Origin of the sequence: Nitrospira sp., assembly GCA_029194675.1 — a bacterium.
Lineage (GTDB): Bacteria > Nitrospirota > Nitrospiria > Nitrospirales > Nitrospiraceae > Nitrospira_D.
On sequence record JARFXP010000001.1, the window covers coordinates 1,512,362 to 1,537,277 of the forward strand.

Below are 24,916 nucleotides of genomic sequence, written 5' to 3' on the forward strand. Positions count from 1 at the left end.
TGCCGACGCCCGCCCGTGTTCATTATATACGGAGCGGCCCGCAATGGAAGAAGTTTCAGGACCCGATGATGGGTATGGCCATATGCGGTATGACTTCAGCTATGATAGGCTCCAGAGTTTGAACTATGATACTGCGGGCTTGTCAATGACCCCTCCCGCTACCGCGACAACGCTCCTGAGTCTCACCGAACCACAGATGGTGAAGTTTGTCCGTGCGCAGCGCTGGCCGGACTATCGCGCAAAGCAAATTTTGCGCTGGATCTATCAACGACGCTTACGAACCATCACCGATATGACCGATCTCCCTATGCACGATCGCATGAGGCTGTCTCAATTGGCCACGATCGGACGTTCGTCCCATGTCAAGGTCCTGACGTCCCGGGACGGAACACGCAAATTGCTGGTGACCCTCAACGACGGCATGTCGATCGAAGCCGTGCTGATCCCGGATGAGGAGCGGCTGACGCTCTGTGTGTCAACTCAGGTCGGTTGCATGTTGGATTGCGGTTTCTGCCTGACAGGGCGAATGGGGCTTAAACGCAACCTCAAGCTTCACGAAATCATCGATCAGATCCTCACTGCGCAAGATTTGCTGAGGTCCGATGAACACATTACGAACCTGGTGTTCATGGGGATGGGAGAACCGCTGGCCAATTTGGACGGTCTCAAGGCCGCCGTGACCGCCTTGACCAGCAAAGCCTGGGGTCTTGGGTGGTCGCGTAGACGCGTGACGGTGTCGACGGCGGGGTTGGCGTCCCGCCTTACGGACGTCGCAACGCTCGGCGTGAACCTCGCCATCTCGCTCAATGCCACCACCGAAGAACAGCGTCGGGCGCTGATGCCCGCCGCCAGCGAAATCGCTTCATTGAGATCACTCCTGGCAGCCTGTCGCCGCTATCCGCTCGCCTCTCACCAACAGCTGACCTTCGAATATGTTTTGCTCGCCGGTATAAACGATCATACGGCTGATGCACGCCGACTGGTGCAACTGGTGAGAGGCATGCGATGCAAGGTCAATTTGATTCCGTTCAATGAATTTCCGGGCAGCCCTTTTCATCGCCCGTCCGAACAGGCGATTCTTCGGTTTCAATCCATCCTCCGCGACGCCGACCTCGATGCGTTTGTTCGAAAGAGCCGAGGACGGGACGTTCTCGGCGCCTGCGGACAACTTGGAGAACTTTCCAGCAACCGACCTTCCCTTACCTTGACACCTATCGAAACTCGTTGCTAGCATGATGAGTTCGACCTTCATCATGATCATGCGGACTATTCGGTATCATTGGCACATCCACATCTTGACGACGCTTCTCGTCGTTGGCTCCGTCTCGGTCTTGCTGGGAGCAGAGCCGAGCGAATACGTCCTCTCAAACGGCATGAAAGTGCTGCTGGTCGAGGTTCCCAAGGCTCCGGTAGCCACGGTGCAGGTGTGGTACAAAGTCGGTTCGCGAAACGAGGTCATGGGACGCGCCGGACTTTCACACATGCTCGAGCACATGATGTTCAAGGGCACGGCACGATATCCGAAAGGCTCGTTTTCACGAATCGTCAGAAAGAACGGCGGAATCGACAACGCATTTACCGGACAAGACTTTACCGCCTATTTTGAGAATGTGGCGGCAGATCGTGTCGGATTGGTTCTCGAACTGGAAGCCGATCGGATGCAGGGCCTGATTCTCGATCACAACGAATTTCAGACCGAGCGCGACGTCGTGAAAGAAGAACGTCGTCTCAGATCCGAGGATGACCCGCAGGGTGCACTGGTTGAAGCGCTGTTTGCCCAGGCCTTCTTCAGCCATCCCTACCATTGGCCCGTCATCGGATGGTTCGCCGATCTCGATGCGATGTCCCTCGAAGACTTGCAACGCCACTACGACACCTTTTACTCTCCCAACAACGCGACACTAGTGATCGTGGGTGATATCAAGGCCGAGGCTCTCCTTCCGACGATCAAACGCCTGTTTGAGCCGATCCCCAGAGGTCCCTCACCCAAGCAAGCCCTGCCGCCGGAACCGGAACAGCGAGGCGAACGCCGTTTTCTCCTGAAGCGCGAAGCGCAGGTACCGTTTGTCATGATGGGGTTTCGCGTACCCAACTATTCCAACGAGGACTCGTATGCGCTCGACATCCTCGAATCGATCCTGTCTCATGGAAAAAGCTCCCGTCTCTACCAGAGTTTGGTCTATGACCAGAAGAATTCGTTAGCCGTCGGCGCCGAGTATAGCCTGTTGCAGACAGATCCCGGTCTGTTTTATTTCTACTCATTGGTGAATCCCAGTGCGAAGGTCGAAGGGGTCGAAGAAGCCATCCAGCGAGAGATCGTGCGGCTCCAGAATGAGCCGCCGTCCGAGCTTGAGCTTCAGCGGGCTAAGAACCAGGTGGAGGCGGCGCGGGTCTTCGAGCAAGATTCGAATTTTCGCCATGCCATGTTGATGGGGCAGGCGGAATCCGTCGGCGCCGGCTGGCGGCGCATCGATCAATTCGTGGAACGCATCCGTGCGGTTACGACGAAGGATATCCAGCGCGTTGCGAAGCAATATCTCACCTCGGACAATCGGACCGTCGGAATCCTCCTTCCTTTGCCCTCTCCCTCCCCGGATTCGGCACCCACGGCCGGGCATGACGGGAAGTCATAGCATCATGGTCACCGAGCCGAGAGACCAAGGACGCCATTCTCCCGCGCCTCGATCCGTTCGCCGGTGGTCGGTAACCGGCATGGTGGGGCTGGTCCTGTGCGGGCTGTGCGTCGTGAGGCCGGCCGATGCCGCTGACATTTTGCCCGCAAGATTCACCACCCCGAATGGGATGACCGTTCTCGTGCTGGAACAACATTTCCTCCCCATCATTGAAATCCATGCCCTCATCAAGGTCGGCTCAGCGCAGGATCCTCCGGAAAAGGCCGGTGTGGCGAATTTAGTCGCCGGCCTCCTCGATGAAGGCACCACAAGCAGATCCTCCAAACAGCTGGCCGAACAGATCGACTTTGTCGGAGGTTCGTTGGGAGTCCAGGCGGACGAAGATTTCACGACTGCGTCGGCGCGCATACTGAAGAAAGACATCGACCTCGGGTTCACTCTCCTCGCCGATATTCTTCAGCGCCCCGCTTTCCCCAAACAAGAGTTCGAACGAGTCCGAGTGCAGATCCTTGGAGAAATCACCAGTGATAATGACGATCCTGGCCATGTCGCCATGAAGGCCTTCAATCAGTTGGTCTTTCAGAATCATCCCTATCGTTGGCCGGTGAACGGGACGGAGGACACGTTGGGCAAGATCACCTTGGCGGATGTGCAGACCTTCTACGCCAAAGAGTATCTTCCCAATCAGGTCATCCTCACCATCGTCGGTGACGTCACGGTAGAACAAGCGACGACGCTCGTTCAGGCACATTTCGGGTCCTGGAAGAAAGGGATGGTGCCACCCAGAACGGTCAAGAAGCCCTCTGTTATCGACAAGAAAGTCGTGCAGCTCATCGAAAAGGATCTCACCCAATCGACTATTGTGATAGGTCACCCTGGAATCAGTCGGACCAACCCGGACTTTTATGCCGTCACCGTCATGAATCATGTGTTAGGGGCCGGAGGGTTCTCGTCCCGACTCATGGATACCATTCGAGACAAGCAGGGGCTTGCCTATGGCATTACCAGTCATTACGATGCCCGATTGATGCCGGGCTCTTTCTGGATCAACCTCCAGACCCGTACCGAAACCACTAACCAGGCCATCAACGGCGTTTTGGCTGAGATGAGAACGATCCGAGAGGCCCCGGTCAGCGATCAGGAGTTGGCGGATGCCAAAGCATTTCTGATGGGCAGCTTCCCCTTACGACTGGATTCCACGGCGAAGCTGGCGAAAGTCCTGGCCCAAGTGGAGTTTTTTGGACTGGGGTTCGACTATTTTAGTCAGTACCCAAAATGGATCGAACGAGTAACTAAAGAGGATGTGCAGCGCGTGGCGAAACAGTACCTGGATCCTCAACACTACGCGCTCGTCGTGGTCGGTAATATCGCGAAGGCAAAAGTTCGCCACTAGACTCGCAGACAGCGCACCTTATGCAACCGTCCCTTCTCCAACAGAAGCTCGATCGTCTCCGAACGCTCCTGACGGAGATGGGCTCGGTCGTGGTGGCCTATTCCGGCGGAATCGACAGCACGTTCGTGCTTAAAGTCGCGCACGACCAACTCCACGAGCAGGCGGTCGGCATCACGGCCGTCTCACCGACGTTTCCATCTCTTGAGTTGGAAGCTGCCGAACTGGTCGCTCAGGAGATCGGCGCCCGCCATGAAACCGTTCAGACGGATCAGCTGGCCATTGATGACTTTGTGAGGAATGACGCGAATCGTTGTTTTCACTGTAAGACCGACCTGTACCAACTTCTTGGAAATGTGCGGCAATCAAAGGCTGTCGCGTACGTCGTGGACGGAACCAATCTGGACGACCTGGGAGAGGATCGCCCCGGCATCAAAGCCGCGCGGGAATGGGGTGTACGCAGCCCGCTCGTGGAGGCCCAACTATCGAAGGCCGACATCCGTATCCTTGCCAAGGATCTGGGACTTTCGAATTGGGATAAGCCGGCTGCGGCTTGTCTCTCGTCACGGATTCCACGTGGGAACATGATCACGCTGGAAAACTTACACCGTGTTGAAAAAGCCGAGGCTATCCTGCATCATGAGGGATTCCGTCATTTTCGGGTGCGAAATCACGGTGAGATTGCCCGGATTGAATTGGCACAGGACGAACTTCCTCGGCTCATGAAAGCAGATCGGTGTGTAGAGATCAGCTCAAGACTGAAAGCGCTGGGGTTTAAATTCGTGACGGTTGATTTGGAAGGATATCGGCCGGGTGGAGTCACCCTGAGCTGACTCCACCGCAGCTCACGGCACCTCAGCGTGGCTGTGACTTCGAAAGAGCTTCGAGCGCCTCGTCTGCAAACTTTTTCTGATCAGCCTCCGTCAGACTCCGCTGAACCACTTTTTCCGCCACCATAAGCGCAAGTTCAGTCGTCTGGGTTCGAATATCTTGTAGCGCTTTACGACGCTCTTGCTCGATCTCGCGCGTCGCATCGCCCTTGATACGTTCCGCCTCCGCGGTCAACCGTTGTTCGTTTTCATCGAGCAACCGTTGAGCACGTTCCTTTGCCGCGGCGAGAATAGCCTCAGCTTCCTTCCCCGCCGCGTGAAGCTTGGCCTCATATTCTCTGAGCCGTCGCTCGGCCTCGAACCGGTGCTGCTCAGCCTGATCGAGGCTGTCTTTAATCTTCTTTTCTCGCTCTTCCAAAACACTCAAGATGCCGGGAAATGCATACTTATAGAGCAGGAACAAGAGAATCCCAAATGAAACGATCTCCCAGAAAATCAACGAAGAAAAAAAGTCAGATTCAAACTGTGGCATGATTTGACCTAAGTTAAGTTCTGTGTACTGAGTCCTGAGCACCGAGTGCCTCTCTCAGCACTCACCGCTCAGCACTGTTATTTGCGGAAGCCCATGATGATGAAGGCGATGACCAGGCCATACAGCGCAATGGCTTCTACCAGCGCGAACCCGATCCACATATACTTCGTGACGCGAGCTTCTGCTTCAGGCTGGCGCGCCACCACTTCAATCATCTTCCCGAAGATGTAGCCGATCCCCACACCGGCCCCGGCAAACCCTGCCGCGGCACATCCCATACCGATCAACCCTGCTGCTGCTGAATCCATTATGTCCTACTCCTCTCTTGTCTAAACAGGCACGCGCTAATGCGCGTGCTCATCATGGCCATGCAAATGAAACGCGTCCCCCAAGTAGACACAGGTCAAGATGGTAAAAATATAGGCTTGAATGCCTGCGATGAGAACGAATTCCAACCCATACACGAGAAGCGAAATCGCTAAGGGCAACCACCCGATCAACAATCCGCCGCTGATCGTGAGGCTGAATAGAACCGCGAGCATCACATGGCCCGCCGTCATATTCGCAAAGAGCCGAACAGCCAGTGAAACAGGCCGCGCCAACTGACTGATGATCTCGATCGGGATCATCAACGGCACCAGCCATCCAGGAGTTCCAGGCGGGATAAGGATCCCTAGAAACTTTGCACCATGCAACCAGAATCCTAAAACCAAACTCAACCCGTACACAATGCAGGAGAAGACGGAGGTCACAACAATTTGGCTCGTCACCGTATAGGTGCCGGGAATCAACCCGATATAATTGGAAAAAAGAATAAATAAGAAGAGCGTGGCGACAAACGGGAAAAATCGCATCCCATCCTTCCCCATCGTATCCAGGATCATGTTCCGAATGAACTCCACCATCATCTCCGCCAGGCTCTGCAACTTGCCGGGCACCAGTTTGCGAGACGATCCTGCCATGATCATGAGGACCGCCGCTACGGCGATGACAATCCACATAAAGATCACAGCTTTATTGATGGAAATGTCCACACCGCCGATCGAGAGTGGAATCCAGTGATGAAGTTCGAATTGATGAAGCGGACTTTCTTCCATGACTATTCCTACTTATGTGCGTTGTTCGACGGGCCTTGCCATCGCTGTGCGGATCGATAGGCGTTCCTCATTCCGGCTGCCGCACCGAAAACCAACCCAATGACGAGCCCCCACGGGGTTGTCCCTAAGAGATACGTATCGACGACCCACCCAAGCCCACCTCCGACGATCAACGCAGCCAGCAGTTCCGTTCCGATTCGAACGGCCTGACCGAGCCCCGCGTATAAGGGATCTTGTTGAGGGGGCATCCCAAACCCACGGACGGCGAGAGCACGTGAGCAGAACTCTACCCCTCATGGGGTGCGCAATTTAAGCAAACCCGTGCTTTGAATGTCAAGCCGTTGGAGGCCTATGCGCGCAGAAATCGCTGCGGTATAGTGAAGCCCCACGGCTCCACGGCAGTGGCTTCCTGCATAGGCGGTGATCTCTCTTTCGTGTTGGAAACGAGCCTACTATGCCGAGAACCTTACCCTCGTCGATTCCATTTTTGCACGGTTCTCCTTCACCTCTCATCCTGACCGGCCCCTCTCCCTCGGCAAGTCCGTTTAAATTGTACGCGAAGATCGCCTCAGCTCGACACCCCTCGTTTCTCTTTGAGAGCGGTAACGGTGAGGGCGCCATGGGACGGTATTCGTACTTCGGCGTCGATCCCTATCAAACATTGCACGGGAAAGGGCATACGTTTGTGCGCCGATCGATTCAAGGCCGCATAGACTCACACGCATCTCCGTTTCAAGAATTGGCCCACCTCCTGAACCGTCAGCGGATCGCCCGTCCTCCCGATGTCCCGCCATTTTTCGGCGGTGTGATCGGCTACTTGAGCTATGATCTCGCGCGCCAATTCGAGAGGCTGCCGTCCTTGGCTCTCGATGACCTTGTCGGTCCTGATCTGGAGTTCGCGTTTTTCGATCTGATTGCGGCAATCGACCATGAGTTGAACCGTCTGGTGCTCATGTTCTGTCCACCGCTCGAACGATTTTTGGGTGAGCCCCGGGAAAAGCTGTTTCGCGAGGGGAGGGATCGCCTGGCAGAATTCGAAGCCCGATTGACCAGGCCCGACAGGGCCGATGCGAACTGGCGCAATCTCGGTCGCCTCACGTTTACACCGGAGCAGGAGCAGGCGGCCTATAGTCAGAACGTAAGCCGTTGCCAGGAATACATCGCAGCCGGTGATGTCTATCAGGTGAACCTCTCCCACCGTTTCAATGTGACCGGTGAAGCATTCTCCTCTCTTGAGGACCTAGAAGCCGATCTGGCTGTCTATGGTCGGTTGCGCACATTGAACCCTTCACCCTTCTCAGGATTACTACGGTTGGATGCAGTTCGTCTCATCAGTTCCTCACCTGAACGGCTCGTTCGGCTGGAAGGACGTCGAGCCGATACGAGGCCGATCGCGGGCACCAGACCCCGCGGGAGAACCGTCTACGACGATCGACGGCTGATCGAGGAATTACTTGCGAACGAAAAGGAGCGTGCGGAACATGTCATGTTGGTCGATCTTGAGCGGAACGACCTCGGTCGAGTCTGTCGTTTCGGAACCGTCCATGTGAATGAATTGATGACGGTCGAGCAATATTCTCATGTCAACCACCTGGTCTCGCATGTGGCCGGCACCCTCAGGGATCATGCGACGGGTTTCGACCTGCTGAAAGCCATGTTCCCGGGCGGAACGGTTACCGGCGTTCCAAAGATCCGCTGCATGGAGATCATCGAGAAGTTGGAGCCCGTGCGGCGAGGCCCGTACACCGGCTCGATGGGTTATGTCAGCTGGAGCGGAGATCTCGACTTCAATATCCTGATACGCACGCTGGTTATGAGGCATGCCGTGGGCTACCTCCAAGTCGGGGCGGGAATTGTGGCAGATTCGGAACCGACGCGCGAATATGAGGAAACGATCCATAAGGCCCAGGCTTTCTTCAGCGCCTTGTTATAGCCGATGTGGATATACCTGAATAACAAGTTCGTCACAGACGAGGAGGCCGTGGTCTCCGTCTTCGACCATGGATTTCTCTACGGCGATGGGGTCTATGAAACGATTCGTTCGTACGGCTCCCACATCTTCATGCTGGATGAACATCTGTCTCGATTGCTCCGGTCCGCCGAGACGATCGGTCTGACGATCCCGATTCCACTGGAAAATTGGCCAGGCATTCTGCATGAAGCCATGGCCCGCAACGAGGTCGGGACTGATCGGCAGGACGCCTATCTGAGGATCACGGTTACCCGAGGAGCCGGAGACATCGGACTGGACCCGGCACTCTGTTCATCGCCGACCGTCGTCGTGATGGCCAAGCCGCTCGTGCCTCCGTCGCCTCAGCTCTATGAAGCGGGCGTCGACGTGATCGTTGCTTCCACGAAGCGAAATCTGCCGAGTGCCTTGTCGCCACAGATCAAGACCACGAACTTCCTGAACAATATACAAGCCAAACGCGAAGCGATCGCAGCAGGCGCACTCGACAGCATCCTACTCAATTGGGAACAGCATCTGACCGAATGCACCGTCAGCAATGTGTTTCTTGTGATGGACGGCAAGCTGAAAACGCCTGCTCTGGAATGCGGCTTACTCGACGGCATCACTCGAATGGTCGTGCTTCGGATGGCCGAGGAACTCAACATCCACGTCGAAGAAGGTCGCTATACCGTCGACCAGTTGTACCGGGCCGATGAATGCTTTCTGACCAACACCAGCATGGAAATCATGCCCGTGACTTCCGTCGACCGTAGGCCTGTCGGCGGCGGGAAACCGGGTCCGCTCACCCAGAGGCTAAGAAAACAGTTCGTGGCGGTGCGAGGCCGATTCTCGGACGGTCCTCCCCGTCGATAAAACCTCATCTTCCCGTTTTTTCTCGGAATTCTTCAGATCTCCAAGGCACCGGACCTGCCTTTCCTTGACAGACAGTGACAGACTGCTATCGTTTGACCATGCTGAATCCGAATAAAACACATCGCTCCTCAATCAGCCGGCCTGGCATGGCCGTCCTCGCCGCATTGAGCGGCGTCCTGTTAACTGTTCCAAGTGATAGTCAGGCAGAGCTTTATCAATATGTCGATGCCAAAGGAACGATATCGCTCACCAACGTTCCCTCTGATGCCCGATACCACCGGATCGACCTCCACCCGAATCGTCTGCATCCTGTTCTTTCGGAAGAAGAGTTGAAGCCGATGATTAGTCGATTCTCACGGCAGCATCAACTGCACCCTGCCCTTATCCGCGCCATCATTAAGGCCGAATCGGATTTCGACCCTCGCGCGGTATCACGAGCTGGAGCCGTCGGATTGATGCAATTGATGCCGCAAACGGCCGTGAGGCTGGATGTCCGGGACCTCTACGATCCAGAAGACAATATCGGAGGAGGGACGAAATACCTACGCCAATTGCTCGACCGATTTCGCGGCAACCTTCCGCTCGCGCTCGCCGCCTATAACGCTGGCGAGCATGTCGTCGATCGTTACCGAACTCTTCCGCCGATCGACGAAACCCGCCAATACGTCCGCAAGGTCTTGCGGTATTATCGGCTCTTCCTCGCCCGTGACCTTGCCGCGACCGGGCACGTCATCCCGTCTTCGGAGCACGCAATACCACGACCCGCCCCTGTATCCTCGATTCAGTCCGGCCAGTAGCTCGGACCCCCGAATACGCTTGACTATGCTGTTTCCAGCCCGGCCGTTTGGATCCTGGGAAATCGGACCGGTAATGGGCGCCGACACTGTTTTCTCTCCAGAGCGCAGCTTCCGCCACGCAATGGGCCACTTGAACCATGTTCTTGACCTCCAGGTCGGCTCTCCCCGCAAAGGACCTGGATACCATCCGTTCCCAGCGGGCAAGCTGGGCCGTGGCGCGAACGAGCGATTCCCGAGAACGGACGAGCCCCACTTGCCCCCACATGGTCCGTCGAAGGGAGCTCCGTACCTTTTCGGCATCTTCCAATCGTTCCAATCGAACGCGCTTCAAGCGCTCCACGTGGTGAGTCAAATCGGGCATCGAACTGCGAGAGGCCCAGCCTACAGCGGCAACGCCGGCCCGCATTCCGAATACCAATCCCTCCAGCAATGAATTGCTGGCCAGTCGGTTGGCGCCGTGCACACCGCTACAAGCCACCTCGCCCGCCGCAAAAAGACCCGGCAATGTCGTGGCTCCATTGATATCGGTCGCAACTCCCCCCATCATGTAATGGGCGCTCGGAGAGACCGGGATCCATTCTTCCGTGATATCGATATCATGACGTAGACAGGTCGCATAGATCGTCGGAAATCGTCGTTTGACAAAACTCGATCCCAAGTGAGTCACATCAAGGTAGACATGCCGCGCCCGCGTGGCCGCCATTTCTGCCCAGATCGCCCGCGCGACGATATCCCGCGGAGCCAAGACGCCGAGCGGGTGATACCGCTGCATAAACGGCTCTCCTCTATTGTTGCGCAGCTGACCGCCCTCGCCTCGCATGGCTTCCGACAACAAGAAAGGCGGACTCGACGGCAGGTACAGCGATGTCGGGTGAAACTGGACGAATTCCATGTCCTGGAGTTCCGCTCCTGCACGAAATGCCATCGCCATGCCGTCGCCGGTCGCATTGGGTGGATTTGTGGTACGCGCAAAAATCTGTCCCGCACCCCCCGTCGACAGGACCACGGCTTTTGCAGGAATGATGAGGCGTTCCTCTGAATGTTCATCAAGCACGACCGCTCCGCAACAGCGGCCTTCCTCAACCACAAGATCGACGGTGAAGTGGTAATCCAGCCGGACGATCCGCTTTTGCCGCGCGGCCTGCGCCATCAATACCCGCACCATCTCGTTTCCTGTCGCATCGCCTCTCGCACGGAGGATTCTGCTGCGGCTATGAGCCGCTTCGCGTGCAAAAGCAAACTTTCCACCGGCTTTGTCGAATTTCGCGCCCCAGCGGATGAGCTCTTGAATCCGATCCGGTCCTTCCTCAACCAACACCCGCACGGCCTCACGACGACACAGGCCGTGTCCTGCCTTCACAGTATCCGTCAAATGGATGGCGACATCATCCTCCTCACTCAAGGCCACGGCCACCCCGCCTTGTGCAAAGATGGAATTGCTCTGTAAGGGATGTCCCTTGGTGAGAACGATCACCCGCCCTACTCGGCAGAGGTCCAGGGCGGCGCGAAGTCCGGCGACTCCGCTGCCGATGACGAGAAAATCTGCTCCCAACGTACTCCGCGACATCGTTATTGTGGTTGAGTCGGCGGCGAGAGAGGTTCCGACAACATCTGTTTCGTCTTCATTCCGAAGGGCAAATCTCCCTGCGCGCTGCGCAAGAGAATCGTGTGCGTACCAGCCCATTGTAATCGTGCGTACCCTCGTTGCCGGATACCCATGTCACTGGCATCTCTTTTCCACGTCCCTTGCCAGTGGATGAAGACATCGATATCGTCTTTCTCGATCACCACCCGTTCAATCTTGAATTCCAGGGTGATAGTGGAAAAGGTTTCGAAATCCATGTCGACCTGCCGTTTCAGTTCATCCAGTTGATTCAGCGGCAACAGCATGGCTTGAAAACCGGCTCGATCCTTTTGTTGATAGGCGCGCCGTAAGGATTCCAACGCTTGATCGATGCGGAGGAGGCGCTCATGTTCCGCTGGGTATTGGACGGTCTTCGATGGACATCCGCCCAACACAAGAGGGAGTAGTATGAGCCACAAGATGAATGTAGACGGTGAAGGGTCACATTTTCGGACGAACATGGGAGTGCAGTATAGCACAGGGCAAAAGAACGCCGTGAGCTTGCATTTTCGGCGGAAAGCACTTAGACTCGGCCCTCCTTAGGAGATATAGAACATGTCAAGCGTCCTGAAAAAGCGACGAAAGAAGATGCGGAAGCACAAGTACAAGAAGTTGCGCCAGCGTCAGAAATTTCTTCGCCGCAAAAGCTAAGCTCAGCCGGCGTGGCGGGAGGAGGGAACCGTGGCCGAGGGGAAGAAAGTCCGCATCCGCGTACGAACGGTCAATTGTACCTATGTGGGAGACTTTCTGGTGCCTCCGATGCGGAATCGCGTCTCCGATGCGATCAACGAAGAAGCACGTCTCTTCATCAGTCTGACCGACGTCGTGATCAACGATAAAGACCGGTCGGACTTCGTGGCGGTCAATAAGAATCTGATCGAGTCGATCGCTCAACTCTAGTCGATTCATCTCACCCCCGTCAGCGTCTTGTTTCACCGTAGCCGTAAAACGGAACACGATCTCCTGTCCGATCACACCGCCTGACCACGATGTCGATCTTCAAAAGATTTCTCCCGTTCGTGCGCCCTTATGTGGCGCGTTTGATACTGGCCGGGCTCTTGGTGAGCGGGGTTGCACTCATTAATCTCGCTTTGGTTCGGTTGGCCGGCACCCTCTGGGATATCATCACCGTTCAGCACGATGCCGATAAGATGACGCGGTCGATCGGCCTGTTCCTGGTCCTGGTGATCCTACAGGGGTTCTGCTCGATGGGTCATAGTTATCTGACTGCATGGGTCTCTCAAGAAGTCGTCGCCGACTTTCGCAAGCACCTCTTCAGCCACCTGCAGACGCTGACGGTCAGCTTTTTTGCTCGGCGCCGTACGGGAGAACTGCTCTCCCGATTGATGACCGATGTGACGGTGATCCAATCCATCGTGACAGAAGCCCCCATCGACGGCGTCAAACAACTCGTGACATTCGTCGGGGGCATCACATTCCTGCTCATGATGAATTGGCGGCTCTGCCTCCTGATCCTCATCCTGCTCCCATTACTGGTCCTGGTCGCCAAGGTATTCGGTCGCCGGTTGAAATCCCTTTCCACCTCGATTCAAGACCAGACAGCCGTGCTCAGCACCCTCGTCGAAGAAGTGATTTCCGGCATTCGCATCGTCAAATCCTTCGTCCAGACGCAACGGGAAAAGGATCGCTTCGCGGATCAGGTCGATCACACGCTTCATCTCACACTCCGCCGAGCCGCCATCATGGCCGTCTTCATTCCGGTAATCAGCCTCCTGACGTTCTCATCGGCAACGGCGGTGCTGTGGTACGGAGGCAGACAGGTCATCGATGGGGTCGTCACACCTGGAGATCTGTTCGCCTTCGTCTTGTTCGCCGGCATCTTGATCGGTCCCTTCAGCTCGGCAGCACGAGTGTTTGCGCAGGTCAAGGAAGCCCAAGGAGCGACGCAACGGGTCTTCGAAATTCTGGATGCTCAGCCGGACATTTGCGATCGACCCGACGCCCAGACGCTGGAAACCGTCGAGGGCCACGTGCGGGTGGAAAACGTCAACTTCAGCTACGATACTCGTCATCCAGTATTGTCCAACCTGTCGTTCGAAGCCAAGCCGGGCGAACTAGTCGCGTTAGTCGGACCGACGGGCGCTGGCAAGACCACCGTGATCAACCTGCTTCACCGCTTCTACGATCCGACGGAAGGGCGCATCACGATCGACGGCAAAGACTTGCGCCATGTGACCGTTGAGAGTTGGTACCGACAGATTGCTCTCGTCCCACAAGAAACGATCCTATTTGGGGGCACCATTCTCGACAACATTCGCTACGGCAATATGGCAGCGAATGAAGCCGCAGTATTGGAGGCGAGCCAAGCTGCCCATGCGCATGACTTCATCACGAGCTTGCCGGACGGGTATCAAACTCTGGTGGGCGAGAAGGGCGTCAACCTCTCAGGCGGACAACGTCAACGAATTGCGATCGCTCGGGCGATCTTGAAGAATCCTCGCATTTTGTTGCTGGACGAAGCGACCTCATCGCTGGATACCGAATCGGAACGGCTGGTTCAGGAAGCCCTTCAACGCCTCATGGAAGGTCGCACGACCTTCGTCGTCGCCCACCGACTGTCGACCATCCAAGGTGCCGACCGAATTCTGGTCTTGGACAAGGGGAAGTTGGTGGAAGAAGGCGCCCACACCCAATTGATGGCCCGCAACGGGCTGTACCACTACCTCTATACCATTCGTTTGAATGAGCCGATCACGTAAGATCGGTCACTCAGTGACAAGGCCCACCTCACCTTCCGATATTCCAAGGCATTTAACAGGCCTGTAACACGAAGCGCGTATGATTCTACGGGTCTCCATGCATACGACGGGAGGGAAATCTCATGATTTCGCAACGTCCCAAGAAAATTCTGATCGTCGAAGACGAACAGGACATCGCGCAGTTGGTCATGCATTATCTTGAGAAGGAAGGATTTCATCCGAACATCGCCAAAACCGGGCTTGAAGCACTCAACCTCGCGGTATCTGAACATCCTGATTTAGTTATTCTTGACCTCATGCTGCCTGAGATGGATGGATTGGAGGTGTGTAAAGCCCTCCGCCAGAAGCCTGAAACGGCGCTGCTGCCTATCATCATGTTGACGGCGAAGAAAGAAGAATCTGATACCGTCGTCGGACTTGAGCTCGGAGCCGATGATTACGTGACCAAACCCTTTAGCCCCAAGACATTGATGGCTCGGATCAAATCCCTTTTCCGTAGGCTAGAGCGGACAAACAATCAAAAACCAATGTCCTTAGTGTACGGTTCCCTCCAAATGGACCTGACGCGACATGAAGTGACGGTGAAAGGTAAAGAGGTGCTGCTCACGGCGAAGGAGTTCGGACTGCTTGAGCGTTTGCTCCGTCAACCCGGGCGGGTCTTGACGCGGGAGGTGCTCCTCAATGAAGTTTGGGGCTACGACTATTATGGGACCACGCGAACCGTCGATGTCCATGTTCGGCGATTGAAACTGAAAGTGCCGCTTCTCAATGACTCGATCGTCTCGGTCAAGACACTTGGATACAAACTATTGGACCAGCCTCGGGTATCCTAACTGTCCCCGCACTTTTGCAATATCAATAACATTGCGAAGGAACGAACCTCGCTCATCCTCTCCACTCTATCGCCGTCTCCTCCGGTCCTTAACCTCGGGCAAAGACTTTGAATCAGATTCCGATGATGGTGCTGTTGTATTCAGCCACCTTCGGATCCGCTCAGCAATCTCATCACGTACTCGGCGAAAGACTTGCAAGCGATCAGCATTGGAACCTTGTGCATCAGCGGGATCGTCAAAACTCCAATGCAACTGGGCATCGCCTCTGGGATCCGCCGGACATGAGGCGTGGGCGTGATCACAGACCGTAATGACATAGTGGAGATGTTGACCTTGAAACTCGGCAACGTGCTTTGAGCGGTGACGAGAGAGATCGATTCCCACCTCCCCCATCACTTCAACGGCTCGCGGATTCACCCCAACCGGGTTGGTCCCCGCACTCACGGCCTCGAACCGACTTCCGGCCAAGTGGCGTAACCATCCCTCCGCCATCTGACTGCGGCAGGAGTTGCCCGTACATAAGAAGAGGACGGCTGGTTTCACGCCGACTGCTCCGCTGGAAACCAAGTCCGCGTCTGATTACAGAAGGCACAGACGGAGAGCATGACCGGCACCTCCACAAGCACTCCCACGACGGTTGCCAGCGCAGCGCCCGACTCCGGCCCAAACAAGGCGATTGCAGTGGCGACCGCCAATTCGAAGAAGTTGCTCGCGCCAATCAGCGCCCCCGGCGCTGCCACGGAGTGAGGCACATTGAGCCACTTCATCAGTGTATAGGCCACGGAGGCATTAAAGTAGACCTGGATGAGAATGGGGACAGCTATGAGCGCCACATGCCATGTCTTGCCGGTAATGTTGTCGGCTTGGAATGCGAACAGCAACACCACCATGGCAAGCAGCGCGAGGATGGTGATTGGGGCGAACCGCGGAAGTAATCGGTCCTCGAACCATGCTTGACCCTGTTGCGAAATGAACCAGTGCCGCAATGCCACGCCGATGATGAGCGGAATGACGATAAACGCCAAGACTGAATAGAATAGGACCGGGAGCGGAACCGTTAAAGCGGAAGCACCGGTGACCAAGAAACCGACGATGGGGGCGAAGAGCACCAGCATAATAAGATCGTTCACGGAGACTTGGACGAGCGTGTACGCTGGATCGCCGTCGGTCAAATAGCTCCAGACAAACACCATCGCAGTACAAGGCGCTGCAGCCAAAATAATGGTTCCGGCAATGTATTGATCCGCCTCGCTCGGAGTTATCCAGGCGGAGAACACCAGTCGAAAAAATACCCATGCGAAGAACGCCATTGAAAACGGCTTGACGATCCAATTTACGAAGAGGGTCACTAGCAATCCCGTCGGCCTCTTCCCCACATGGCGGACGGAGGCCACGTCGATTTTCATCATCATGGGGATGATCATGAGCCAGATGAGCAGGGCAATGGAGGCATTCACATGGCTGCCCTCCCCGAATTCCCACGTGCGCAACCATTGAATGAGACCGGGAACCGATCGACCGAGCAGCACCCCCGCGATCATGCACAGCGCCACCCATATGGTGAGATACCGTTCGAACAGATTCAGCCGCTTCTCGAGAGACTGAGTCGGTGGACCCGATGTCATGGCTATGTCCATCCTGAATTTCTTTCCATTGACTACATGATGATGACGGAGCGGTAGTGCTATGCCATCAACATTTCTTGATGATTCAAATCAAAAAAATAGCGTCACGCACAGGGCACGGCCGGTTTTGACGCCATCGGCCGAGATTCCTTGAGCCAGGTGATGAAGTCATCTAGTTCCTGAATCGCATCCTGGTTGACCGAATAATAGATCCATCGACCTTCCGGACGATCGATGACCAGGCCGGCGTCCTTCAGGACACGAAGATGAAAAGAGAGCCGTGATTGGCCTGTGTTGAACGCTTCCGTAAGATCGCACACACATTGCTCCCCGTCCCTAAGTCGGTCCAGGATTCCCACGCGCGTCTCATCCGAGAGCGCATGAAAGAGACGGGCCGCCTTCTTCATGGTTTTTGTCCGGGTTGCTGTCATGGTTCTTCTATACATCAAGTATTATTGATTAGTCAACCTCAAAGCTGCCTACATCAAACTGCAAATCGCGGCGAGATTTTTACACAGGTGTAAGCCCTCCGTAACCACCTGTTGCCATTCATGCTGTATCACTGATCGCAGGAGATCAGTGGTATGGCAACCACTGCACAAGCAAAATATCAGCCTCGTGAGCCGAACAACAGACCACCACACTCGCGGGGAGTGCATCATATGACCGAGCGCTTACGATTGAGAAAGGAGCTCAGTCGGCAACGAACCGCTCTGCTGACCGACTGGAACCTCTCGCTTGCTCCGCCGTCCGAGCGAGCACTCTATGCTGATCCTGCAGATCAGGCATCGAGCGATTTCGATCAAGATCTAGCCATACAGGTAAGGACAAGGATGATCGCAAGGCTCAAACGGATCGAGCACGCTTTGCGGTTGGTGCAGACCAAGGGCTATGGCTGGTGTCGGCAATGTCGCGAGGCGATTCCCTATGCTCGACTGGCGATTCAACCGGATGCGCTCTTTTGCGTTTCTTGTCTTGCACCCATGGAGAGCAGAAGGTAGCGCAATTATGTCGGATCGCGCCACGTCCCGAGGGAGCTACCCTCCCAGCTCAGCCCCTGGCTCCCCCACGCTTGTCCCTTCTTTCAGGAGAAGGGGCAAGCGCGAGTTACTCGACATTCCAATTGAGACCTTAGATTAAGGAGACTGCCATGCAATGCACGCGCTGTACCGGCATGAGAGTATCCGAAATCATCGCTGAGGGAAGCACCAGAGCATTAGCGATGCGTTGCGTTCACTGTGGTGACGTGATCGATAGCGTCATCACGATGAACCGCCAACGCCGCCGGTATGCACGCCCTAGCCCACATTATTCATGACGATTCGTGACGAAACCGCCAAGACGCCAGGCGAGACGGGCGCGTGGAGCCCCGAGAGGCCGAGGCGTACTTGAAACAGTACGTCGAGGTCGCGAGCGGCAAGCCCGCCCGTCGAAGGCTCGTCGCAGCAGCGAATCCGCGATTCGCCAGCCCGGCTGGTCAGATCCGCGACCGACCTGTGAAGCCTGAAGGGTCTCGGGTTCTTCATTCAGGATCTTGGTCCGATCGGATCAAGCGTCAGCGCGCACCATGCTATCCTCAGCGAAGGTCGTGCCGTCGAATGGGAGCATGACCACCTCGTCCTCCTCTAAGCGGCGTTCGCTCAGTTTCCCTCACTGCTGAGCGCTGGCCCGAATGAAGCGCCGCGCGGCGATGGAGGCACTCAGCCCGAACGCCGCCGGGACCCGGTTCCGCACAGGCTTCATACAGGCGGCTGCTCAGGCCGTCCAGGATCTTGCGGTACAGACCAGCGTCCGCCGCCTTCCAATGGATCGTTCGCACCTTATTTTCTGTCATGAATCGGCTTCTTTCGCTGGTGTTGGTTGTTTAATCCACGTCACCGCACAGCACCACAAAGGCGGCCACTTCGTCAATTTTCAACCAATCCTCGCACACCCTTCTCATCAGGATCATCCGGACATTCCACAACAAGCAATCAAGGACCTTCAGCTCATGATCTGGCTTTCCAGCGATTGAGAAACCAGTCCTGCGAATTGACGCTTGGTTCCCCGACCAATGGCATAAGACGCTCGTAGGTCCCGTCTGAACGCAACCGCCTGGCTTGGACATTATCGCGAAGCGCGACGGCGAGAATGTCATGCACGATGACCTCCCGCCAGCGGGGGTGAACCACCGGAAAGAGGATTTCCACACGGCGATCCAGATTGCGCGGCATGAGGTCAGCGCTTCCAAGAAACACTTCATCCTGTCCCCCATTATGAAAATAATAGATCCGGGCATGTTCGAGAAATCGTCCGACCACGGACGTCACTGTAATCCGCTCGCTCACGCCGGGGACACCGGGCCGTAAACAACAGATACCGCGTACTTGTAATTCAATCTTCACACCGGCCTGTGCGGCACGGTACAGTGCCTGAATGAGTGCCTTATCGACCAATGCGTTCATCTTGAATGCGAGATGTCCATCGCCGTTTTTCCGGTGACAGTGAATCTCGCGATCGATCCGATCGACCAGCTCCCGCCGCAATGCCGCCGGCGCGACCAGCAATTTGGCGTAGCCATCCTTCCGGGAGTAGCCGGTCAGCGCATTGAACAAGTCGGACACATCGCTGCCGATCGTAGGATCGCATGTGAAGTAACTCAGATCGGTATAGACTCGACTCGACAGCACATTATAGTTGCCGGTTCCGAGATGGACGTACCGTCGGATCCCCTCCGGTTCGCGCCGAACGACGAGACACACCTTCGCATGGGTCTTGAGGCCGCGCACTCCGTAGACGACATGTACTCCTTCATCTTCGAGCTTTCGGGCCCATTCGATGTTATTTTCTTCATCGAAACGAGCCTTGAGCTCTACTAGCACGGCCACCTGCTTCCCATTGACCCGAGCTTCCATCAACGCATCGATAATGGGGGATTTCGGGTTCACGCGATACAACGTCTGCTTGATTGCCAGGACATTCGCATCGTGGGCCGCTTCACGCACAAATTCGACGACCGGCGTGAAACTATCGTAAGGATGGTACAGCAAGAGATCATCTTGCCTGATAGCATCCAACACACCACCCGGTTTGCTCAGCAGCGCGGGCATGGCGGGCTGAAAAGGCGCGTCTTTGAGATCGGGACGTTCGAGTGCGGTGAGTTCCATAAGCCCCGCCATGCCGATCGGATCATGTTCCGTGTAAACGAGGTAAGATGGGATCTGTAGATTGCGGATCAGAATATCTACAATATGGTCCGGCGTGGTCGCATCCAGTTCCAAACGCACCACGGAATTAAAATCCCTCAAATCGAGCTGCTCTTCCACCGCCGTGATCAGATCGGGTGCTTCATCGGCCTCGATCGTCACATCGGCGTCCCGCGTAACACGGAACGGATAGGACGATACAATCTCCAAGCCGGGAAACAGGAGATCCAGATTATCCGCCACGATCTCTTCCAACCAAGCAAAACGTTGAACTTTCCCGATTCCTCCGAGGTCTTTCTCCTGCGGGGTGGATCCTTCTTGAGCGGGAACCGGAACCAAGCGCCGAAAGGAATCAGGCAACTTGACGCGCGCGAAGCAGTCACCCCGCTCAGGATCCTTGATCACCACGGCCAGGTTGAAGCTCAGATTTGAAATATGCGGAAAGGGATGAGTTGGATCAATGGCCAACGGGGTGAGCGTTGGAAAAATTTCACGCACGAAGTACTGACGAAGAGCGTCCCGTTCGGCCTGCTCGAGGTCACCATACGAGAGCGCATAAATACCGGCCTCACGCAGTTTTGGCAACAGATCCTCCTGCCAACAAGTCCGATGCCGCTCGAGATGGATCGTCACCTCCCGGCATATCGCCAGCATTTGTTCGGATGGCGTCATGGCATCGGGTGGGGTTTCTCCCGCTCCGCCGGCAACCTGGCGTCGCAGGCCTGAGATCCTGATCATGAAGAATTCGTCGAGGTTGGTGGCGAAGATCGCCAGAAACTTCACTCGTTCCAGCAGCGGACGTCGCACATCTTCCGCTTCCTCCAAGACCCGCAGGTTGAATTGCAGCCAACTAAGCTCACGGTTCAAGAACAGGCCGGGATTCTCGAGGTCCGCCTGTGGTTCCGTGACCTGATGCGAATTCTCAGCCGAAGGTTCCGTCGACGCCATTTAATCCAGCCATCCTTTCCGTTTGAAATACAGGTACGGAGCGGCGCCGGCCACAATCATCAGCAGGAGCGCCAGCGGGTAGCCCCACGGCCACCGAAGCTCCGGCATGATGTCGAAATTCATGCCGTAAATGCTGGCGACAAGGGTGGGGGGAAGAAACACGACCGCCGCAATCGAAAAGATTTTGATCACCTTGTTTTGTTCCAGGTTAATCATTCCGAGTAAGGCATCCATGAGAAAATTAATCTTATCGGCAATGAAGCCCGTATGGCCGTTCAACGATTCAATATCACGCAGGATACCCTTGACCTCTTGCGTATGCTCGCGTGACAGAACGCGGCTCCTCAACAGGAACGACAGGGCACGCCGGTTGTCCATCAAATCCAAGCGGACTTTCCCATTGAGGTCCTCTTGGGCGGCAATCCGTTCTATGTTGTCGCGCATGACATGACCGGCGATCTCCTTGCCCCTGTTCAGGACGAGAGCAGCGACTTGGTCCAGGGTTATGTACATCTCTTCCAACACATCGGCATCCTGCTCCACGGCAAGCTCGTAACAGCCAAGGAGGATGTCCACCGCATCACCCACCATCCCAGGCCCCGCACGTGCTCTCATCCGGAACAGACGCAGGATGGCGAGATCATCGTCATGCACCGTAAGGAGTCGGCCTTCATGCAGCGTGAACGACATCGTAACATTTGAAGGAGTCTCATCGCTGTTCTGGATGAAGGTCGAGCGAATATGGACCCCGTGTTCGTCCTGGTAGTGCCGCGCACTCGCCTGCAAGTCCTGCAATTCCTCGTCTTCCGGCAGCTCCAGTCGAAAGACCGACTGCACCAACTCGCGTTCTTCTTCCGTCGGATAGGCCAGATCAATCCAGATGATCTCCTTGCAGGACAGATCCTCTTCGACGCCGACCTGGACCTGCATGAGCTTCCCGTCGGTCAATACAAACGCACTGAGCACAAGCCACTCCCAATCATCCCATGTGACATCGGGGTTGAACCGTTTGCATCATTATAGAATTCAGGCTGTGCTCTGCCTATGATCATCGAGCCCGCCTGCAAAAGTTTACACCGCAGTAACATACGCTTTGCCGGATTGTAACTGTCCAGCGGTATGCTCACCAGCAAGGCTTCTTGGTATCTCAATGTTTAAATTAAGAGAGCCATCAACAAGGAGGGGATGTATGCAGGGAACCAGCTATGTTCATATGTTGGAAGGACGCCTGCGTATCAAGGCATCCGAAATCAAAGGATCTCCAGAGAAAGCAGTGGAAGTAGAATCCGCTGTTTCTCAATTGAAGGGCGTTTCACATATCACAACCAATGAACTGACGGGCAACGTCTTGGTGCTGTTCGATCCGGAATTGACCAACCATTACCATATCATCGGAACACTGAAAGACCTGGGTTGCCTGAATGAAAAGCAGGCGCCTTCGCGTCGCCATTCCGCACGCTGGTCGGAAGTCGTGGTAGGCCCGCTTGCCCAAGCGGTGATCGAACGCGCCATTCTTGCCCTCATTTAATTCTCTCCTCCACTCTTGACAAGAGGTCCGCGTGCCATCAGCGGCCTCAGCGCGTTCGCTGTCGCGAGAATAGCCGACCCGTTGCTTAGCAAGGTGGCCGCTCCCGCACCAATCGCACCAAAGACAGCCAAGCCCAATGCCACCGTATTCGGTATCGATATGATTCTCCAGTTTTGCTCGATCAAGTCCAACGCCTTTCTGCTGATGTCCAAAGCCAGCGGTACCTTCCAGAGCCCGCCATTCAACAGTACGACATGGGCCGTCGCTTCCGCCACATCTGCGCCGCCGCTGACGGCGATGCCCACATCGGCATGGGCGAGGGCCGGAGAATCGTTAATGCCATCGCCGATGACGGCCACTCGATAGCCCTGCTGTTGCAAGTCTTTGACGTAGGTGACCTTGTCACGCGGCAAGGCATCGGCGATGAGGTCGGAAATGCCCACCGCCTGTGCCACCCTGCTCGCCACGTGCGAATGGTCGCCCGTCAGCATCGCAATGTGACGAATTCCTTTTCCTCGGAGCTGCTCAACGACATCGGCCGATTCCGGGCGTATCGGGTCGGCGTAGGCCAAGGTTCCTACCAGTTCGCCATTTATCGCTACACAGACCGGCGACATGGCTTCTCGGCCGAGCTCGTACAAATGTCGCTGAACCTCTGTTGTGACATGAATGGACTTTGCCGTCATGAACCGCTCGCACCCGACAAGAACCGCTTGCCCGCCGACATCAGCTTCCACGCCAAGCCCGATCGTGTAATGCGAGTTGCTCCGTTCGGGAATGGCAATGCCTTGACTTTCGGCGGCCAGGACGATGGCCTTCGCCACCGGATGCGTCAACCGTTGCTCGCAAGCTGCTGCAAACCCCAGGACATCCGTTTTGTTGATTCCGTTGTAGGTATAGATCTCCGTCACCTGCGGTGAGCCGGAAGTCAACGTTCCCGTTTTATCAAAGACAATGGCGTCGACCCCTGCCAACTGTTCCATATACCGGCCGCCTTTGATGAGGATTCCATGCCGGACGGCTTTGGTCATCGAGGCCAAGACAGCAGTCGGCGCGGCGATGCGGATACCGGTTCCATAGTCGATGATGAGCACCGATGCGCAGGACGAGAGGTTTTGCGAGAGGACGCCGCTTGCCCCGGCGAAGGCAAAACTGTACGGAACGAGTTCGTTAGCCCACCGTTCGGCGTAGTTTTGGATACGCGTCTCATGCGCCGGAGCATCCTGCACCATACGCACGATTCTCGCAGCCTCCGTATCGTTTCCGACGCGTTCGACGCGCACATAGAGTTTCCCCTCCTGCACCACGGTTGCTGCATGCGCGACATGCCCGGCGGTTTTTTCAACCGGCAATGATTCACCGGTCAGGGCCTGCTGATCCACCGTGGCTCTGCCCTTCAGTACTGTGCCGTCAATGGGAATTCGTTCCCCAGGGTACACAACCACGGTCTCTCCAATCTGTACCTTGTCGACTTCGATTTGCACAGTCTTACCCTCACGAACGACCCACGCCGGTGTACGTCGATAGGCCAACACCTCTGTGACGGCATCCTGCGCCTGCATCACCGTGACATCCCGAATGTAATCTCCCAGATTGACCAACCAGACCATGAACAATGCCATCGGTAACTGTCCCTGACAGGCGAGCAGCGTAATTGCCGAAGCATCCAGAACATCGACCGTCAAGGCATCACGACGGCCAAAGGCATCGAAGGCGCGGGCGAACATGGGCAGCGCGCTGCCCAATAAGAAAAAAGGAATGAGAGGAGCTGCGAGGAACTCCGCAGCCACGCAGGCAAGACCTGCGGTGGACAAGACCAGCTCGAAGCCGGTTTCTCCTGATTGCTGTGAGGCTCGATCCATGCCCGAACCGGCGGCCTTGGAGACGGTACGAAGCGTATCGGAAGAGAGTCGATTCAACCGGACGCTCAGTGCCCCCGCCGACCAGACCTTCGGATCGAATGTGATGGTCAGACTCGCGCAATTCTGATTGGCCCATACGCCAAGAATTCCGGGCAAGGCGGACAAAAAGGTTTCCAACGGCTGGGCCAGCGCAGGATGGCGCTTAAGAGCCGGGACCTTGAGTCTGACGCGTCCCTTCATCGAATGGAGAATCTCGGTGACGGCCCAATCGGGGTGAGACGAGGCCTTCCGGATGCTTCTCGCGAAACGCCCTCGGCTCCTGGAGGGTTTTTGAATCTTTCGGCCGGTCGCGGTGAGCTGATGATTGCCGCTGGAGAGCCGAACGATGTTCACTCGTTTAGAATCTCCTCTCGCGTTCTGCCTTCGTTGGAAGGCAGCTTCCGTTTGCTTCACGGTCATCCCCTCCTCACCAATGTCAGATTATATAC

General features: G+C 55.9%; 27 protein-coding genes. 14 read left to right on the forward strand and 13 right to left on the reverse strand.

The window, feature by feature from the left end; all coding sequences use genetic code 11:
* The first annotated feature begins 43 nt into the window (after window positions 1-43).
* Genes rlmN through larE form a run of 4 tightly spaced genes read left to right on the forward strand, consistent with a single transcriptional unit; the run spans window position 44 to window position 4,856 of the window.
* Window positions 44-1,231 (forward strand): 23S rRNA (adenine(2503)-C(2))-methyltransferase RlmN, encoded by a 1,188-nt coding sequence (rlmN, locus tag P0120_07300; GenBank protein MDF0674134.1) that lies wholly within the window; start codon window positions 44-46, stop codon window positions 1,229-1,231.
* 1 nt (window position 1,232) lies between these two features.
* On the forward strand, window positions 1,233-2,633 hold the full coding sequence (locus P0120_07305; GenBank protein ID MDF0674135.1) for a pitrilysin family protein: 1,401 nt from the start codon (window positions 1,233-1,235) through the stop codon (window positions 2,631-2,633).
* A 4-nt stretch (window positions 2,634-2,637) separates the two neighbouring features.
* Complete coding sequence (locus P0120_07310; protein MDF0674136.1) at window positions 2,638-4,026, forward strand: pitrilysin family protein; 1,389 nt, start codon at window positions 2,638-2,640, stop codon at window positions 4,024-4,026.
* A gap of 20 nt (window positions 4,027-4,046) precedes the next feature.
* Complete coding sequence (gene larE / locus P0120_07315; protein ID MDF0674137.1) at window positions 4,047-4,856, forward strand: ATP-dependent sacrificial sulfur transferase LarE; 810 nt, start codon at window positions 4,047-4,049, stop codon at window positions 4,854-4,856.
* 22 nt (window positions 4,857-4,878) lie between these two features.
* Here larE and atpF read toward each other — a convergent pair whose 3' ends face one another.
* From atpF to P0120_07335, 4 genes are all read right to left on the reverse strand, one after another.
* Window positions 4,879-5,385, reverse strand: coding sequence for a F0F1 ATP synthase subunit B (gene atpF, locus P0120_07320; protein ID MDF0674138.1), 507 nt, complete (start codon window positions 5,383-5,385; stop codon window positions 4,879-4,881).
* Between the two features lie 77 nt (window positions 5,386-5,462).
* Window positions 5,463-5,693, reverse strand: coding sequence for an ATP synthase F0 subunit C (gene atpE, locus P0120_07325; GenBank protein ID MDF0674139.1), 231 nt, complete (start codon window positions 5,691-5,693; stop codon window positions 5,463-5,465).
* A 36-nt stretch (window positions 5,694-5,729) separates the two neighbouring features.
* Window positions 5,730-6,482 carry a F0F1 ATP synthase subunit A gene (locus P0120_07330; GenBank protein MDF0674140.1) on the reverse strand — a complete coding sequence of 251 codons (753 nt, stop codon included), beginning with the start codon at window positions 6,480-6,482 and terminating at the stop codon, window positions 5,730-5,732.
* An 8-nt stretch (window positions 6,483-6,490) separates the two neighbouring features.
* Window positions 6,491-6,730 carry an AtpZ/AtpI family protein gene (locus tag P0120_07335; GenBank protein ID MDF0674141.1) on the reverse strand — a complete coding sequence of 80 codons (240 nt, stop codon included), beginning with the start codon at window positions 6,728-6,730 and terminating at the stop codon, window positions 6,491-6,493.
* 206 nt (window positions 6,731-6,936) lie between these two features.
* Here P0120_07335 and P0120_07340 point away from each other — a divergent pair, with 206 nt between their 5' ends.
* The 3 genes from P0120_07340 (at window position 6,937) to P0120_07350 (ending at window position 10,103) form a co-directional block, all read left to right on the forward strand.
* Window positions 6,937-8,415: an anthranilate synthase component I family protein gene (locus P0120_07340; protein ID MDF0674142.1), complete on the forward strand. Its 1,479-nt coding sequence runs from the start codon at window positions 6,937-6,939 to the stop codon at window positions 8,413-8,415.
* A gap of 48 nt (window positions 8,416-8,463) precedes the next feature.
* Window positions 8,464-9,306 carry an aminotransferase class IV gene (locus P0120_07345; protein MDF0674143.1) on the forward strand — a complete coding sequence of 281 codons (843 nt, stop codon included), beginning with the start codon at window positions 8,464-8,466 and terminating at the stop codon, window positions 9,304-9,306.
* A gap of 146 nt (window positions 9,307-9,452) precedes the next feature.
* Window positions 9,453-10,103 carry a transglycosylase SLT domain-containing protein gene (locus P0120_07350; GenBank protein ID MDF0674144.1) on the forward strand — a complete coding sequence of 217 codons (651 nt, stop codon included), beginning with the start codon at window positions 9,453-9,455 and terminating at the stop codon, window positions 10,101-10,103.
* Here the strand turns inward: P0120_07350 and nadB are convergent.
* Together nadB and P0120_07360 are read right to left on the reverse strand one after the other, a co-directional pair.
* The gene (gene nadB, locus P0120_07355; GenBank protein MDF0674145.1) at window positions 10,036-11,670 is read right to left on the reverse strand and encodes an L-aspartate oxidase; all 1,635 of its coding nucleotides are present in this window, start codon (window positions 11,668-11,670) and stop codon (window positions 10,036-10,038) included. The two genes, P0120_07350 and nadB, sit on opposite strands and share 68 nt — an antisense overlap.
* 2 nt (window positions 11,671-11,672) lie before the next feature.
* A complete protein-coding gene (locus P0120_07360) occupies window positions 11,673-12,188 on the reverse strand; it encodes a hypothetical protein (protein MDF0674146.1) in 516 nt (171 codons plus the stop codon).
* Between the two features lie 94 nt (window positions 12,189-12,282).
* Between P0120_07360 and P0120_07365 the strand changes: the two genes are divergently transcribed.
* The 4 genes from P0120_07365 to P0120_07380 all read left to right on the forward strand — a co-directional run bounded on the left by P0120_07365 (window position 12,283) and on the right by P0120_07380 (window position 15,280).
* The gene (locus P0120_07365) at window positions 12,283-12,378 is read left to right on the forward strand and encodes an AURKAIP1/COX24 domain-containing protein (protein ID MDF0674147.1); all 96 of its coding nucleotides are present in this window, start codon (window positions 12,283-12,285) and stop codon (window positions 12,376-12,378) included.
* Between the two features lie 30 nt (window positions 12,379-12,408).
* On the forward strand, window positions 12,409-12,627 hold the full coding sequence (locus tag P0120_07370; protein MDF0674148.1) for a hypothetical protein: 219 nt from the start codon (window positions 12,409-12,411) through the stop codon (window positions 12,625-12,627).
* Window positions 12,628-12,716: 89 nt separating this feature from the next.
* Complete coding sequence (locus tag P0120_07375; protein MDF0674149.1) at window positions 12,717-14,447, forward strand: ABC transporter ATP-binding protein; 1,731 nt, start codon at window positions 12,717-12,719, stop codon at window positions 14,445-14,447.
* 122 nt (window positions 14,448-14,569) lie between these two features.
* Window positions 14,570-15,280, forward strand: a complete 711-nt coding sequence (locus P0120_07380; GenBank protein MDF0674150.1) for a response regulator transcription factor — start codon at window positions 14,570-14,572, stop codon at window positions 15,278-15,280.
* A gap of 66 nt (window positions 15,281-15,346) precedes the next feature.
* Here P0120_07380 and P0120_07385 read toward each other — a convergent pair whose 3' ends face one another.
* The 3 genes from P0120_07385 to P0120_07395 form a co-directional block, all read right to left on the reverse strand.
* Window positions 15,347-15,823, reverse strand: a complete 477-nt coding sequence (locus P0120_07385; GenBank protein ID MDF0674151.1) for an arsenate reductase ArsC — start codon at window positions 15,821-15,823, stop codon at window positions 15,347-15,349.
* Window positions 15,820-16,905 carry an ACR3 family arsenite efflux transporter gene (gene arsB, locus P0120_07390; GenBank protein MDF0674152.1) on the reverse strand — a complete coding sequence of 362 codons (1,086 nt, stop codon included), beginning with the start codon at window positions 16,903-16,905 and terminating at the stop codon, window positions 15,820-15,822. The genes P0120_07385 and arsB overlap by 4 nt, the downstream gene beginning before the upstream one ends.
* 104 nt (window positions 16,906-17,009) lie before the next feature.
* Entirely contained in the window at window positions 17,010-17,312 is a 303-nt protein-coding gene (locus tag P0120_07395) for a metalloregulator ArsR/SmtB family transcription factor (GenBank protein MDF0674153.1), read from the reverse strand.
* Between the two features lie 255 nt (window positions 17,313-17,567).
* Here P0120_07395 and P0120_07400 point away from each other — a divergent pair, with 255 nt between their 5' ends.
* Entirely contained in the window at window positions 17,568-17,906 is a 339-nt protein-coding gene (locus tag P0120_07400) for a TraR/DksA C4-type zinc finger protein (GenBank protein MDF0674154.1), read from the forward strand.
* A gap of 297 nt (window positions 17,907-18,203) precedes the next feature.
* Here P0120_07400 and P0120_07405 read toward each other — a convergent pair whose 3' ends face one another.
* Window positions 18,204-18,431, reverse strand: a complete 228-nt coding sequence (locus tag P0120_07405) for a hypothetical protein (protein ID MDF0674155.1) — start codon at window positions 18,429-18,431, stop codon at window positions 18,204-18,206.
* 146 nt (window positions 18,432-18,577) lie between these two features.
* On the opposite strand from P0120_07405, the gene P0120_07410 reads away from it, so the two are divergent.
* Window positions 18,578-18,919: a hypothetical protein gene (locus P0120_07410; GenBank protein MDF0674156.1), complete on the forward strand. Its 342-nt coding sequence runs from the start codon at window positions 18,578-18,580 to the stop codon at window positions 18,917-18,919.
* Here the strand turns inward: P0120_07410 and ppk1 are convergent.
* Window positions 18,894-21,038, reverse strand: a complete 2,145-nt coding sequence (ppk1, locus tag P0120_07415; GenBank protein MDF0674157.1) for a polyphosphate kinase 1 — start codon at window positions 21,036-21,038, stop codon at window positions 18,894-18,896. The genes P0120_07410 and ppk1 overlap by 26 nt on opposite strands.
* The gene (gene corA / locus P0120_07420) at window positions 21,039-22,004 is read right to left on the reverse strand and encodes a magnesium/cobalt transporter CorA (protein MDF0674158.1); all 966 of its coding nucleotides are present in this window, start codon (window positions 22,002-22,004) and stop codon (window positions 21,039-21,041) included.
* A 223-nt stretch (window positions 22,005-22,227) separates the two neighbouring features.
* Between corA and P0120_07425 the strand changes: the two genes are divergently transcribed.
* Complete coding sequence (locus P0120_07425) at window positions 22,228-22,566, forward strand: hypothetical protein (GenBank protein MDF0674159.1); 339 nt, start codon at window positions 22,228-22,230, stop codon at window positions 22,564-22,566.
* Here P0120_07425 and P0120_07430 read toward each other — a convergent pair.
* Entirely contained in the window at window positions 22,563-24,881 is a 2,319-nt protein-coding gene (locus tag P0120_07430) for a heavy metal translocating P-type ATPase (protein MDF0674160.1), read from the reverse strand. The two genes, P0120_07425 and P0120_07430, sit on opposite strands and share 4 nt — an antisense overlap.
* Between the last annotated feature and the right edge of the window lie 35 nt (window positions 24,882-24,916).